Annotated in this window: 12 protein-coding genes; 7 read left to right on the plus strand and 5 right to left on the minus strand. The window is 64.2% G+C overall.

Annotated features, from left to right (window positions below; genetic code table 11):
• The first annotated feature begins 92 nt into the window (after nucleotides 1–92).
• Nucleotides 93–989, plus strand: coding sequence for a LysR substrate-binding domain-containing protein (locus AC6JAM_RS11435; RefSeq protein WP_497934695.1), 897 nt, complete (start codon nucleotides 93–95; stop codon nucleotides 987–989).
• Nucleotides 990–1,139: 150 nt separating this feature from the next.
• A complete protein-coding gene (locus AC6JAM_RS11440) occupies nucleotides 1,140–2,327 on the plus strand; it encodes an acyl-CoA dehydrogenase family protein (protein ID WP_497934696.1) in 1,188 nt (395 codons plus the stop codon).
• A 43-nt stretch (nucleotides 2,328–2,370) separates the two neighbouring features.
• On the opposite strand, the gene AC6JAM_RS11445 is transcribed toward AC6JAM_RS11440, so the two are convergent.
• Together AC6JAM_RS11445 and AC6JAM_RS11450 are read right to left on the minus strand one after the other, a co-directional pair.
• A complete protein-coding gene (locus AC6JAM_RS11445) occupies nucleotides 2,371–3,642 on the minus strand; it encodes an alkaline phosphatase family protein (protein WP_497934697.1) in 1,272 nt (423 codons plus the stop codon).
• Nucleotides 3,639–5,291, minus strand: a complete 1,653-nt coding sequence (locus AC6JAM_RS11450) for an alkaline phosphatase D family protein (protein ID WP_497934698.1) — start codon at nucleotides 5,289–5,291, stop codon at nucleotides 3,639–3,641. Before AC6JAM_RS11450 ends, AC6JAM_RS11445 begins: the two co-directional genes overlap by 4 nt.
• A 302-nt stretch (nucleotides 5,292–5,593) precedes the next feature.
• Between AC6JAM_RS11450 and AC6JAM_RS11455 the strand changes: the two genes are divergently transcribed.
• The 4 genes from AC6JAM_RS11455 (at nucleotide 5,594) to AC6JAM_RS11470 (ending at nucleotide 9,974) form a co-directional block, all read left to right on the plus strand.
• Nucleotides 5,594–7,042 (plus strand): HNH endonuclease signature motif containing protein, encoded by a 1,449-nt coding sequence (locus AC6JAM_RS11455; protein ID WP_497934699.1) that lies wholly within the window; start codon nucleotides 5,594–5,596, stop codon nucleotides 7,040–7,042.
• Between the two features lie 308 nt (nucleotides 7,043–7,350).
• Entirely contained in the window at nucleotides 7,351–8,229 is an 879-nt protein-coding gene (locus tag AC6JAM_RS11460) for a phosphatidylinositol-specific phospholipase C/glycerophosphodiester phosphodiesterase family protein (RefSeq protein WP_497934700.1), read from the plus strand.
• 27 nt (nucleotides 8,230–8,256) lie between these two features.
• Nucleotides 8,257–9,312 (plus strand): hypothetical protein, encoded by a 1,056-nt coding sequence (locus AC6JAM_RS11465; protein WP_497934701.1) that lies wholly within the window; start codon nucleotides 8,257–8,259, stop codon nucleotides 9,310–9,312.
• Nucleotides 9,313–9,491: 179 nt separating this feature from the next.
• Nucleotides 9,492–9,974 carry an SRPBCC family protein gene (locus AC6JAM_RS11470; protein ID WP_018770662.1) on the plus strand — a complete coding sequence of 161 codons (483 nt, stop codon included), beginning with the start codon at nucleotides 9,492–9,494 and terminating at the stop codon, nucleotides 9,972–9,974.
• 79 nt (nucleotides 9,975–10,053) lie between these two features.
• On the opposite strand, the gene AC6JAM_RS11475 is transcribed toward AC6JAM_RS11470, so the two are convergent.
• Together AC6JAM_RS11475 and AC6JAM_RS11480 are read right to left on the minus strand one after the other, a co-directional pair.
• Nucleotides 10,054–11,451: an MFS transporter gene (locus tag AC6JAM_RS11475; RefSeq protein WP_018770661.1), complete on the minus strand. Its 1,398-nt coding sequence runs from the start codon at nucleotides 11,449–11,451 to the stop codon at nucleotides 10,054–10,056.
• 115 nt (nucleotides 11,452–11,566) lie between these two features.
• The gene (locus AC6JAM_RS11480) at nucleotides 11,567–12,502 is read right to left on the minus strand and encodes a dihydrodipicolinate synthase family protein (RefSeq protein WP_026265982.1); all 936 of its coding nucleotides are present in this window, start codon (nucleotides 12,500–12,502) and stop codon (nucleotides 11,567–11,569) included.
• 166 nt (nucleotides 12,503–12,668) lie between these two features.
• Here AC6JAM_RS11480 and AC6JAM_RS11485 point away from each other — a divergent pair, with 166 nt between their 5' ends.
• Nucleotides 12,669–13,694, plus strand: a complete 1,026-nt coding sequence (locus tag AC6JAM_RS11485) for a LacI family DNA-binding transcriptional regulator (RefSeq protein ID WP_134165498.1) — start codon at nucleotides 12,669–12,671, stop codon at nucleotides 13,692–13,694.
• A 14-nt stretch (nucleotides 13,695–13,708) separates the two neighbouring features.
• Here AC6JAM_RS11485 and AC6JAM_RS11490 read toward each other — a convergent pair whose 3' ends face one another.
• Nucleotides 13,709–14,188: a GNAT family N-acetyltransferase gene (locus AC6JAM_RS11490; protein ID WP_134165497.1), complete on the minus strand. Its 480-nt coding sequence runs from the start codon at nucleotides 14,186–14,188 to the stop codon at nucleotides 13,709–13,711.
• Nucleotides 14,189–14,295: the final 107 nt, after the last annotated feature.

A 14,295-nucleotide genomic window follows, 5' to 3' on the forward strand; every position in this document is an offset into this window, starting at 1 on the left:
GATACCTCAGCGCCATCAATGTCAGCTGGGTCTGCCTTCGGTATGTTGGGCGTATGAACAACGACGTTTACCTGGTCAGGAGCTGAGCGGAAGTGGAGATACACCAGATCCGGGCCTTTCTCGCCGTGGCAGAGGAACTGCACTTCGGTCGGGCCGCGCGTCGGCTCCATATGGCCCAGCCGCCGCTGAGCCGGTCCATCCAGCGGCTTGAGCACGAACTGAAGGCGCCGCTGTTTATCCGCAGCACGCGCACGGTGCAGCTGACCGCCGCGGGTGAGGCCCTTCTCGGCCCGGCACGCGAGATACTCGAGGGGTGCCGGCGGGGCCGCCTCGCGGTCGCCTCGGTGGGCCGCGGCGAAACCGGGCGCGTGCGGGTCGCCTTTGCCGGGGTTTCCTCGCATGTCATGGTTGGCAAGCTCGCCAAGCGTGTCCGGGAGGTGCACCCGGGAATCGACTTTGAGCTGTCCAGCTCCAATTTCGCCCTTCCGGCCATGGACAAGGTTATGAGCGGGTCCATGGAAGTCGGCCTGGGCCGCTGGAATTTCATTCCTGCTGTCCTTGACTCGCGGATCGTGGCCAACGAGCGGCTCGTCGTTGCCCTGTATGAAAGCCACCCCCTGGGCGGACAGGCTTCGCTGCGTATGGCAGACCTCGCGGGGCAGCCTTTCGTCACGTTGCCGGAGCACCCCGGCGCCATCCTCCATGACCACCTTCGAAGGCTCTCCAGTGCCGCAGGTTACGTCGTGGAGATTGCCCAGGTGGCGCCGGATTCCCAGACTCTTATGGCGCTGGTGGCAGCCGAGATCGGTGTCGCCCTGACAGTGTCCTCCGTGCCGGAAAACTTCAGCCACCCGGGTGTCGTGTTCATTCCCCTTGATGATCCGGTTGACCCCATCCAACTGCGGCTGGTCTGGCGGAAGGACAACACCAGCCCGGCGCTGCGCGAGGTCCTTGGGCTGTCGGAAGAGGTCCTTCCATCGCCGGACTGAATCGTCCATTGATGCGCATGGGGCATAACCGGAATCATTATTAGGTATTGGATCTGACGGCAATCAGGCTGGCACAGTGGTTCGGGTCACCGGGTGCAAGTACGCCCGTGCTGACGCCAACCCTTCCCTTGACCTGCCAGGAGAATCACCGTGACCGTAACCGCACCTGCCCTGGTCTTCGACGACGTGCTAAACCTTGACAACCTCCTGACCTCCAGGGAACTGGAGCTGCGCAGCACTGTCCGTGCCTTTGTGGATGAACGGATCCGGCCCAACATCGCCGAGTGGTATGAGGACGCCCACTTCCCGCTCGAGCTTGTTCCCGAGCTTGGGGAGTTGGGGGTCCTCGGGATGCACCTCAAGGGCTACGGATGCCCGGGCCGCAGCGCCGTCGAGTATGGCCTCGCCGCCATGGAGTTGGAAGCCGGCGACTCCGGGCTTCGGACCTTCGTCAGCGTCCAGGGTTCCCTGGCCATGAGTGCCATCCACAAGTGGGGGTCCGAGGAGCAGCGGAACGAGCACCTGCCGGCGATGGCGCGGGGCGAGAAGATCGGCTGCTTCGGACTCACCGAGCCCACGGCCGGCTCCGATCCTTCCAGCATGGCAACTTTCGCGGCGCCCGACGGAGACGGCGGTTGGGTCATCAACGGCGCAAAGCGCTGGATCGGGCTCGCCTCAGTCGCCCAGATTGCGGTCATCTGGGCCAACACTACCGAAGGTATCCGCGGGTTCATCGTCCCGACGGACACCCCCGGCTTCACTGCGACGCCCATCAACTCGAAGCTGTCCATGCGGGCTTCCATTCAATGTGACATCAGCCTCGATGAAGTACGGCTGCCGTCCACTGCGCTCCTGCCCGGTGCCCGCGGGCTCAGCGGCCCGTTTTCCTGCCTTAATGAGGCCCGTTACGGAATCATTTGGGGGGCTATGGGTGCCGCGCGGGACTCCTACGAAACGGCCTTGGCGTATTCCAGCGACCGCCTCCAGTTTGGCAAGCCCCTCGCCGGCTACCAGCTTACGCAGGAAAAACTGGTCAATATGCTGCTGGAAATCCAAAAGGGGACCCTGCTGGCGCTTCATACCGGACGCCTGAAGGACTCCGGGACGCTGGAGCCAGTTCAGATCTCCGTGGGAAAGCTGAACAACGTCAGGGAGGCCATTGCCATCTGCCGCGAAGCCCGCACCATCCTTGGGGGAAACGGAATTACCCTGGACTACTCGCCGCTGCGGCACGCTAACAACCTTGAATCAGTGCGAACGTATGAAGGTACGGACGAGGTCCATACCCTAATCCTGGGTCAGCGGATCACGGGCATCCCGGCGTTCCGGCAGGAGTGACGGCATGGCACGCGGCTGTGCGGCCGCGTGCCATGCCGGCCGCTTAAAGCCCAAGTGCTCCTGCCCGGGAAGCCCCGTCATAGCCGCCGGCCGGTGGGTTGAGTCCGTAGATCGCGCCAATGGTCGGCGCCACGTCGGCCGTCCTGGCCGGATCCGAAGAAACCCCCGCGACTACCTTGGGGCTGCCGCCGGTAATGAAGAAGGGGATAGGTTCCGTGGCGGGATGTCCGTGATTACCGGGAATCGGATTTGAGATCACGTACGGGTCGGAGAAGCGCCAGCCCGCCCGGCAATAGGCCACCAGGTCTCCCGCCTCGGCCCCGAGCCGGAGTTCGCCGTGCTTATGTACTGACAGCACTCCCTCATGCGCGTCCACAAGCTGTTCGACGGCGGCCAATCCCGCAAGGCGGTCCGCTGCGGAACCGGTCCAGTACAGCAGGTCCGCCCCGCCATTTTGGGCGATCCTGATGTTGGCCTGGAGGTCAGGGCGTGCCTGCAGGATCAGGTCGACGGAAACCACATTGGTGGGAATGGACCAGTCCATGGAGTGGTCAGCAAGCACCATGATCACGCTCGACTCCCATTTGCCCGTGCCCTTGAGGTGATCGATGAAACGTCCCACCTGCTGGTCAGTGTTCATCAGCGCGGCCTCGCGTGCCGCCCGCAGCGTGGTGCCGGTGAGGTCGGAGTGCCCCACCCGGTCGATGTCGCCCAGGTTGGTGAACACGAAGTCGGGGTCCGGCCCGCTGACCATGGCCAGCAGGGCGTCCATTGTGGCCAGATCGGGTGCGTGGCCGGTTACCGGGAGAAGCGGCTGGGGTTCCCAGCGGTAGCTGGCTCGGGTTCCGAAAATGCCGTAAAGGTACTTCTTGCTGAGTACAGACCCCGTGGTAAGTCCGCGCTCCTGCAAACGCTCCAAAATAGTTGGAAAGTGCAGGTCGGTGGGCCGGTCGAGGTCGCGGACCACACTTTCCGTGCTGTCGAAGATGGAGTTGGCAGGGACCCCGGAGCGGTCCGGACGGACACCCGTCATCATCATCACGTGGTTTGGAATGGTCTCCATGACGGGGAGCGACCGGGCTGCCGGGAAGTTGGTGCCAGCGGCCCGGAGCGCGGCCAGCCGTGGGGTCAGCGTGGTGGAGATTTCGTCTGGGCGGCAGCCGTCCACCACCAGCACGTAGCTTCGCACACGTTCGGCGGCGGGTGCTGCCCATGCCGCCCCATGGGCGGCGGAAAGCACGACGGCGGAACCTCCTGCGGCGGCGAGTTTCAGGAACTGCCGGCGTCCTGGGTTCTGATGGGTTGATGAGCTCAAGAGAGGCCTCCTTGTGCCGGCGTTACTTTGCCGGTGTTGGCTGCGATATTAAACGAGGTGGACAGGGTGGATCCTGAGCCGGCGGAAGTTCGCTCGGCGAGGACATACCAATCCATCCGCACTCCGCCGGGCGTGACGTCCAGGACGGAATAGCCGTGCGAGTCGAAATCGAGGTACTTCACGTGCGGGTTTGCCCCCTTGATGGCGCTCTCGACGCCGACGGAGGCCGTACGGGGTGGCACGTTGAGGATGTCGTCCAGGTTGTCACTCGTCACCGAAGTACAGACAAGTTCGGCCGCCACGGAATCGCCCGTGACGGGGTAGGTGGCGGGATCGGCCGGGATGTCGCATGCCCAGCCGGAGTGGATGTCGCCGGTCAGGAACACAGTGTCCTTGACCGCGTTGTCCCGCAGGTGGCTGATGACGCGGTGCTGATCCGCCTCGTAGCCGTCCCACTGGTCGACGTTGATCTGCGCCCCGTCGATGGTGGTGCCGCCCATAAGTTTCTGCACCCCGCCCAGTTCGGCCGTGCTCAGCGATGACGGGACGCGCACTGGCGTGATCATGACCGGGTTGCCGACCAGCTTCCATTGCGGGCCAGTGGAATTCAGGTTGCCAAGGAGCCAGTCCATCTGTGCGGCGCCAGTGATGCTGCGGTCAGGGCTGCCGACGGTGGGGTCGGCTGCGTTGGCGGCCTGATGATCGCGGTAGGAGCGCAAATCCAGCATGGACAAGCTGGCCAGGGAACCGAAGTCCAACCGCCGGTAAAGTTGGCCGCCAGGTTCGTACCGCACTGGCATCCATTCGGCGTAGGCCTGATGTGCCGCGGCAAAACGCTCATCCCACGCTCCCTCGGCTCCCTCAGTGTGGTTTTCCGCGCCGCCCTTCCAGGCGTCGTTGGCCGATTCGTGGTCGTCCCAGGTCACGATGAACGGCGCGGCGGCGTGCAGCGACTGCAGGTCCGGGTCGGTCTTATATTGTGCGTGCCGGCGGCGGTAGTGGGCCAACTGCGTCATTTCGTGGGCAGGCTCGTGGGGACGGACCACCACGTCACGTGCCTGGTATTCGCCAGGCCCGTATTCGTAGAGGTAATCGCCGAGGTGAAGCACGGCGTCGAGGTCTCCGCGGGCGGCGAGGTGGCGGTAAGAGGAAAAATAGCCGGCCTGCAGGTTGGCGCATGACACCACGCCAAACTTCAGCCGGTCCACGGGGGTACCGGCGGCGGGTGCTGTTCGGGTCCTGCCCACGGGGGAAACTGATTGCCCCAAGGTAAACCTGAACCAGTAACTGGTGCCTGGGGAGAGCCGGGGCGCAACAACCTTGACGGTGTGGTCCCTGGCCGGGCTGGCGTTGGCGATGCCGCGGGCAACTATTTTTCTAAAGTCTGCATCAGCCGCGACTTCCCACCCCACCGTGACCTCCGGGCCCAGCCCGCTCCCGGGCAGGGCCTCAGGTGACGGCGTGACCCGTGTCCAGAGCAGCACGCTGTCAGGAAATGGGTCGCCCGAGGCAACACCGTAGGCGAAAATCCCCGTACCAGCTGCGGCCGCGCTGGCCGCGGCGGTCCCGGCCCAAAGCGAGCCACTGCCACCTGCTGCCGCAACCACCGCTGCGGACCTTAGCATTTGACGACGAGTGTAAGTGTTCATAATTCGAGTATTCCTACTCGCCAGTAGCGGATTGGGCTTTCCGTCCGGGAGTTCGCCTGCAGTTTCCCAAGTGTTTGCTCCCGGGCAACTGACGGATACCTCCCACGTCTGCCTCCCGATGATGGCAAGGCCAGGTGGCGCGGATGCACAGTCCTGGCCGCCCCGTTCAGCGCATGGGCCCCGAAGAACCATGGCTGGAGATGTGTGCGCCGATGTCCTGATGAACACAATCGCTTGCCTCAGCACGGTGGACAGGTTGAATCGGAACTCGAATTGTCAGACCCCAGTGACAGCATTTGGGTATGGAAACCGGAGCGGTTGTGGACGCGGGACGCAGGGCCGGGTTGCCGGCTGCCGTCACCTCCCTGGCCGGACTGGTGAACGAGTTGGCCGGAGTCCTTGCCCGTTCCTCGGAAGCGTCGGCTCGTGGAGACGGCATGGCTGGCCATGATCCTCTGCGGGAACTTTCCGAGTCCTGCCTGGACGGCCTGGCGGTGGTGGCCCGGATCGAAGCTGCCACAGCCGCGGCGAAGGTCCAATTGCTGGCCGGTTACGCAGAGGCGTCAGATGCGTTGGAAGGGCCGGCGCAAAGTGCCTATGAATCGTCGGCGCGGGAAATGAGCATGGTGGCAGAGGTTGCCTGCGTCCTCACCATCGGTGAACGTGCCGCGTCTGCACTTTTGGGGGAAGCCCAGGCGCTGACCAGCTCTTTGCCGTCGACGCTGGATGCGCTCCAGGACGGAAGCATTTCCTGGCAGCACGCACGGATCCTTGTGGACGAAACCTCTGGCCTCAACCCCGCTGCGGCCGCTTCATTGGAAGCTCACTTCCTTGACCCGGAGGCACCGAACGCGGCCAGGGGAGCCGCTGCTGGCGAATTGGTGCCGGCCCGGTTTCGTCGGAAAGTCCGTTCCTGGCGGGAACGGCATCACCCGGAGTCCCTGGATTCGAGGCACGCGAAGTGCGCAGGGGACCGGCGGATGGAGTACTCCCTGGACCGGGACGGAATGGCATGGGTCTCGCTGTACATGCGGGCGGACACGGCATGCGCGGTCTGGAACAGGATGTCCGCCATGGCCCGCGGCCTGCAGGGCCCGGATGAACCGCGGACGCTTGCCCAGCTCAGGGCGGATGTGGCTGCGGGGTTGCTGTTGGGCAATCCAGCCCAGGAAGTTGGCGCGGCGCCCTCCCTTAAAGCCGACGTGCTGGTCACGGTGCCGGTGTTTTCACTCCTCGGAACCGCGGACGAGGCCGCCGAGCTTGACGGCTACGGACCCATCCCGGCGTCGATGGCCCGAAGGCTCGTCACGGAAGGTGCCGGCTCGTTCTACCGGGTCCTCGTGGATCCCCGGGACGGGGCACCGCTGGAAATCAGCCGGACCAGCTACCGCCTCCCGGAATCACTGAAGCGGTGGTTGCGGATGCGCGATGGAAAATGCACTTTTCCCGGCTGCAGCAACGCCAGCCTGGATAATGAATCAGACCACCTCACAGCCTGGGAACATGGCGGAACTACCGGAATCAGCAACTTGGGTCAGCTGTGCCCCAAGCACCACAGGCTCAAGCACCGAACGGGCTGGAGCCCCGGACCAGCCGCCAGGAACGAACCACCCGGCTGGATCTCTCCCACCGGGCGCCAATACAACGCCGAACAACCGGACCGGGAACCGCCACTGTGGCCGCCGGGCTTCCTGCCCGGAGAAGGAAGCCTCTTGGAAGCAGTATGCGTGGATTATCTGGCTGCGTCATAGCCGGGGTATTCATGCTCTCCGTCGGCGTGCTCCGTTGGTGTGCGCCCCGGCACAGCCAGGACCGCGTCCAACCACGGCGCCACGTGGAGCAATCATCCGTGCCGGTCCTGGAAGTGAAGTAGACATCCGTGCCGGTCTTGGAAGCAGCCTGCCGGTCCTGTAGGGACCGGCCTGTTGTTCCCTTCCGTTTACCCACCATCAACCAAAGCGCTCCAAACCGTTCCAGCAGGCACAGCAAGCTGTTCGGGCACCCTTCCGCCCGTCACACCCCGGCCGGGCAGACATCCCCGACGCACCAGGAGTACTCCGTGTTCGTGAAAAGCACCCTCGCCACCGTCGCCATCCTCGCTTCCCTTGCCGGGACAGCCGTAGCCCCGGCCCAGGCGCAGACTCAAGCCCCGGCTGAGGCACCCAGGCCGGCTCCCGTCGTCGTCGGCCAGCCGCTTGCCGGGACACACGCCCACAATGATTACGAGCATGACCAGCCCCTGTTCGACGCCCTGGAGCACGGCTTCACCAGCGTCGAGGCGGACGTGTGGCTTGTGGACGGCGAACTGCGGGTGGCCCACGACCTCGCCGACGCCAAGCAGGGCGTCACGCTCGAGAGCCTCTACCTCGACCCGCTCCAGGACCTGGTCCGCAGCCAGCCCGGCCACAGCGTCTACCCCCAGTGGGACGGCAGCCTCCAACTCCTGATCGACATCAAGAGCGAAGGCGAGGCCACCTACGCCGCCGTCGAACAGGAACTGTCCGAGCACCGCGGCATCATGAGCCGCTACACCAACGGCAACGTCAAGACCGGCCCGGTGACCGCCGTCATCAGCGGCAACCGCCCACTGGCCACCATGCAGGCACAGACCCAGCGCTTCAGCTTCTACGACGGCCGCTCAACGGACCTCGCCTCAGGCCTCCCCGCCGCCCTGATGCCCCTGGTCAGCGACAACTGGACCAAGCTCTTCACCTGGCAAGGCGTGGGCCCCATGCCCGAATCCGAGCGGACCAAGCTGCGCGCCTTCGTTGCCACGGCCCACGCCAACGGCTACCGCGTCCGCTTCTGGGCCACCCCGGACCAGCCCGGCGCCGCCCGCGACGCCGTCTGGACCGAACTGGCCGACGCCGGCGTGGACCACATCAACACCGACGACCTCGCCGGCCTCCAGCAGTTCCTCACCGCCCGCGGCGCCTAGGCATTTAGCAGAAACAGGAGCAATCACATGCCCACAAAGACTTTGAAAATTACGACGGCGGCACTCACCCTGGCGCTTGGCCTCCTTGCGTCCCAGCCCGCATTCGCCGGAATACAGGCTGCGGACAGCAGCAGCGACAACAACCAGGCCTTCACCTTCGCCGCGATCGGCGACATCCCCTACGGCGCAACCGAGATCGCCAAGTTCCCGTCCCGCATCCAGGACCTCAACGCCGACAAGGACCTGAAGTTTGTAGCACACGTGGGCGACATCAAGAACGGCTCCTCCGTCTGCTCCGACGGGTACTTCTCCTACATCCGCTCCCAGTTCGACACCTTCACCCACCCGCTGGTCTACACGCCTGGCGACAACGAATGGGTGGACTGCCACCGCGCCAACAACGGCGCCTACAACCCGCTGGAACGCCTGGACAAACTGCGGGAGGTCTTCTTCAACCAGCCCGGCAAGACACTCGGCGCCACCATGCCGGTGAAGTCCCAGGCGAACCTGGGCCTGCCCGAGGACGTCCGCTTCACCAAGAACCGGGTGGCCTTCTCCGTCCTGAACGTCCAGGGCAGCAACAACTCCCTCCTGCCGTGGACGGGCCTGGGCAAGACAGAACCCACCCCAGAGCAGCTGGCGGAGGTGGAGCACCGGACGGACGCCGTCATCACCCAGATCCACCAGACCTTCGCCGACGCCAGGCGCAGCAATGAGCGCGCGGTGGTGCTCATGCAGCAGGCCGACATGTTCGACCCTTCCCTCCTGGCCGACGCCACCGCCAATCCCGAAACCGTCTCCGGCTTCCGCGGGATCGTGCAGGCGATCGTCGAGGAAAGCAACCACTTCGACGCACCGGTCTACCTCATCAACGGTGACAGCCACGTCTTCGCGGAGAACCAGCCCCTCGCCGCGGGATCGCCGTGGCTGGGCATCTACGGCTCGGCCCCAGCGGACAACCTGCGGCGCATCACCGTGGACGGCGCCAACAACGCCGTGGACTATGTGCGCTTCACTGTGGCCGGCAACAGCGCCACGGGTGAGGACGTCCTGAGTTGGGAAAAGGTCGCCTTCAGCGGGTAGGCACCAACCGGAAGCGTACGACGTCGGGCGCCCACCCGCCGTCGTACGCTTGGGAATTCCAAGGCTCTGGACACAGATAGCTGCCGGACTTATCGTGCTGGGGTGGCGGCCGCCTGACTGGCAGGAAGGCCAGTGCTGCCGGTCTGTCGCTGCGGCCGTCCGTCATAAGGAGGAAGCAGATGGAACACTTCGAAGAGGTTGAAGAGACCGTTGAAGTCGCCGTCCCGGTGGGTACCGCTTACAACCAGTGGACCCAGTTCGAATCCTTTCCGCGGTTCATGTCCGGAGTGGAATCGATAACCCAGCTGACGGACACCACCAACCACTGGGTTACCAAGGTGGGTGGCGTCAGGCGGGAGTTCGACACTGAAATTGTCGACCAGGAGCCCGATGACCGGATCGCCTGGCGCAGCGTCGACGGCAAGTCGCATGCCGGTATCGTCAGGTTCACGCCGCTGGACGCTACTCACACCAAGGTCAAAGTCCATTTCGAATGGGCCCCGGAAACCGTCACCGAAAAGGCAGGCGCGGCGCTGAAGATCGACAAGATGCAGGTCAAGGCGGACATGCGCAAGTTCAAGGACTTCGTTGAATCGCGCGGCACCGAAACCGGAGGCTGGCGTGGCGAAGTCAAGGACAGCGGCCCCACCGGCCAGTTGTAGACCTGGCAAACAGAAACGTACGACGGCGGGTGCCCACCCGGCGTCGTACGTTTCCTTGTTTTTGTGGTTGTGGTGCGGGTCAGGGCGAGAGTTCCTCGAGGACCCGGCCCTTGGTTTCGATGGCAAAGAAGATGGTGACCAGTCCACCGATGAGCGCGACTGCGGCGAAGACCGTGAAGACGTAGCTGACCCCGTAGTTGTCCACGATCCAGCCGACCAGGATGGGCCCGATCGCGGAGCCTGCCCGAAGCCAGGCACTTCCGAATCCGGTGCCGATGGCGCGGAGACGCGTCGGGTAGAGCTCGGCCGAGTAGAGGTAGAGGGAAAACGAGATGGTCTGGAGGATGGCGTAGGCGATGCTGGCGAACACCACAACCTGCGTGGCGGAGACGGCGCCGAGGGCGGTGAGCACTACCAGCGGGACCGTAGCGGCGAGGAATGCCCATGAGTACCAGCGCTTGCGGCCCACGCGGTCGATGAGGAGCGCGCACAGGATGGACGCCACGACGCCTACTGCCGATGTCACCCAGCCGTAGGCAAGGCTGGCCTGAAGCGGGAGGTTGAAGGTCTGCTTATAGAGCGTTGGGAGCCAGGTGATAAGGCCGTTGTTGACCATGTAGACGCAGATCCAAAGCATCCAGATCATGAGCGTGCGTTTGCGGTAGATGCCTGAGAAGAGTTCGCGCCAGTCGGTCCGGGCGGTCGCTTTCGGGTCCACGGGGCGCACAACGGGCTCGGAAAGGGCGTGGCCTGCTTTTCGGGCTTCATTTTCCAGCATGGTGACAACCATGTCAGCCTTGTTTACGTGTCCCCGGGAGGCGAGCCAGCGGGGGGATTCGGGCATCAGCCAGCGCATGGGAATGGTGAGCAGGGCGGGGACGATGCCGACGATAAACATCGCCTTCCAGCCCACCACCGGGACCAGGAAGTACCCGGCGATGCCGGCGAACATGAGGCCCACGGGGAAGATGACCTCGTAGAGGAGGAAGAACCTGCCGCGCTTTTTCGCCCCAACGAATTCGTTGATGTAGGCGCTGGCCACCGGGACCTCACCACCGGTTCCAATGCCCTGGATGAAGCGGAAGACGATCATCGACGCGGCGCCCCACGCGAACAGGCAGGCGACGTCCATGGAGACGAAGAGCAGGATGGTGATGAGCAGGACGGGAAGTCTGCCGATCCTTTCGGCCAGCTGGCCAAAGAAGAGTGAGCCGAAGATCTGGCCGACGTATCCGGCTGACAGGATCATCCCGATCTCCCCGGCCGTCAGGTGCCATTCCGTGGACAGCTGCGGCATGGCGAAGGCGATGGCCAGGACGGTATAGGCGTCGAAGAACGTGGCGGACCCGATGATCACGCGGATCAGGGTCAGGCGCCGGGTGAGCGGGAGCCTTTCGAGACGGGCTACGAGCTCTGCATTTATCCGGGCGGCGTTGGGGCCGCCAGCCATGGTGGTGGTGTTGTTCGGCTCGCGCATTGCGAGTCCTCCTTCTCCAGCGCGGTGCTGGGGTCCTCATTGACCAAGAGTGGAGATGGCAAAAGCCTAGGGGAGGATGGCGGGAGTTGTCCCCGCCATCCTCAGGATCCGTGGATCAGACAGTGGCGGTGACCTTGCCGATGTTTGCGGCGGCGAAGGCTTCCGCAATTTCGGTCTCGGCGCCTTCCGGCAGGGGCAGGAGCGGGGTGCGCACTGTTGCGTGCTCGAGGATACCGCGGTTCACCAGGCCCCACTTCAAGGCGACGGTGCCCTCCATGTGGGAGCCGCGGTGGTAAACGTTCTTGGTCACTGGCAGCAGCCGCTCATGAATGGCGTGGGCACGCTTGTAGTCCTGCGCCTTGCCGGCCTCGATCAGTTCGACGAGCAGTTCGGGGGCGATGTTGCCGTAGCCGACGAGCAGACCGTCGACATCGAACATTGTCGGGAGCAGGTACTCGTCATGGCAGGACAGCACCTGCAGCTCGGGGTACGCGGCGCGCAGTGCGGGAATCTCGGTATACCACCGGCGCATGTTGCGGACACCGTTCTTCGTGGCAAAGACGCCCTCCTGGCCGGCGATCTCCAGCTGGGTGTCGAGGTCGTAGGTCGCCTTGGTGTTATCGGGGTACTGGAAGAGGATCAGCGGCAGGCCGGACTCTTCGTAGATCTCCTGGTAGCGCGACTGCGGGGCACCCTTCTGGTATCCGAAGCGCAGCCACCCGTGCGAAGGGTAGACGAGACCAGCTGACGCGCCGGCTTCGACGGCCTTCCTGGCCTCGAGGGCCGCGGTCTTGTTGCCCTCCTTCGTGATGCCCGCCACGACCGGAATGCGGCCGTCGGTGGACGCCACGAACGCGCGGATGACGTCCAGCTGCTCCTCTTCGGTAAGGAACGTGCCTTCGCCGGCGTGGCCCAAGACGACGAGACTCTTCACGCCCTCAATCGATCCGAGCCACGAACCCAGACGCTGGATCGCAGCGAAGTCGACAGCGCCATCTTCGGTGAACGGGGTGACAGGTGCGGGGCTGAGTCCGCGGAGATCGAGTGTCATTACAGCTACCTTCTTGTCTTCTTTGATAGTTGGCAGTTCCGCTAATATGGGAACGTTTGCAGGAACGTTTTCAAGTTTGCACGTGTCGCAGCTCACTGTCAAGGGAACGTTTGCAAGTTGGAGGAATAGAGTGTCTGTTACACCCTTGCTGAAGAGGAGAACCGCGATGGAACGGGCCTTACCGGCTGAGATCGTTACCCTGAAGGACGTCGCAGCTGCCAGTGGCGTCAGCATCTCCACGGCCAGCCGCGCCCTGGATGAACGCACCCCGTCCCGTTCAGCGGCCGCAATACACGTCCGGAAAATCGCTGAGGAGCTCGGCTATCGGCGGAACTCCTTCGCCTCCAGTCTTCGCCGCGGCGAGACCCGGACGTTGGGTGTCTTGGTCCCCCGCCTGAGCGACACCGTCATGGCCCTGATGTTCGAAGAACTCGAAAAGGCCGCCTCTTCCCGCGGCTACTTCGCCATGGTCGCTACCAGTGGGGATGACCCTGAGGATGAACGACGCGCAGCCGAAACACTCCTGGACAGAAACGTCGACGGGTTGATTCTCGCCACGGCACGCCTCGATGACGAACTCCCCCGGCGGCTGCGTGAGCGCCGGGTAGCCCATGCGCTGGTGCTGCGCACCGACGGTATCAGCCCCTCCGCGCTCGGAGACGACGAGATTGGCGGATACCTCGCCGCACGCCACCTCATCGACCTCGGTCACCGTGACATCGCCGTTGTTACCGGTCCCGCCTTCACATCAACCGGAACCGCACGCCTGGCAGGAGCCCGGAAAGCACTGAGCGAAGCAGGGATACAGCCGCGCGAAGAATGGCTGATCGCAGCCGGATACGGCATCGAGAATGGATATTCGGCAGGTGAAACCCTGCTTGGACACACTGCGGGAAACCGACCCACAGCCATATTCGCAGCCAATGACAACATTGCCATGGGGGTCATTGCCGCGGCGCACCATCACCGGATCGAGATAGGGAAAGACCTGGCCCTCGTGGGCTATAACGACATCCCCCTGGCTGCCAGGCTCTCCACGCCCCTGACGTCCGTGCGGGTACCCCTGGACCAGATCGCCGCCACCGCGATCGACCTCATTGTGAATCCCGGAAAGGAACCGCGCATACGGAAATCCCTTCCAACGCTCATTCCCCGCGAATCCAGCGGCGCCCCCAAACACTTTCCGCGGTAAGGGGGCGTCTACCCTTACGCCTGGAGCCTCAGCTCCATGAACACGCTGTTGGGGTCCAGGACGTAGTCGGCGAAGGGCGGGCACTCGGTGAAACCGTGCCGGGCGTAGAGACGCCGTGCGGGCGCGAAGTAATCCTCTGTTCCGGTCTCCAGGAAGACGTGCCCAAGGTTCCGGGCACGGGCGTCCTCAAGGATATGCCGAATCATGAGGGTGGCCACACCCCGTCCCCGCGCCGTTGCCGTGGTGCGCATCGACTTGATCTCGCCGTGCCTTGCGGTGCCGGCGGGGGAGGGCAAAAGTTTGAGGGCGCCGCACCCCAGCAGCGCGCCGTCCTCGCGTGCGGTCCAGAACGAGATGGACGGCGCGGACAGCGCGGAATGGTCCAGGGCATGGACGCTTTCGGCCGGCGAGGTGGCGAACATGTCCGCCAGGTGCTCGCTCAGGAGCAGACGGACGTCATCACGCGCGGGGCTGTCCCGCTCAATCAAAATCATCGCTACAAATTTACCCGTTGCGCCCGGCCCCGCAGGTGTGCCAAGATTCCCATGATTGTGACCAGGCCGCAGGAGGTGAGACCCATGAATGCTGTATCCGCAATGGG

The organism is Arthrobacter sp. GmRoot5-12, assembly GCF_059739365.1.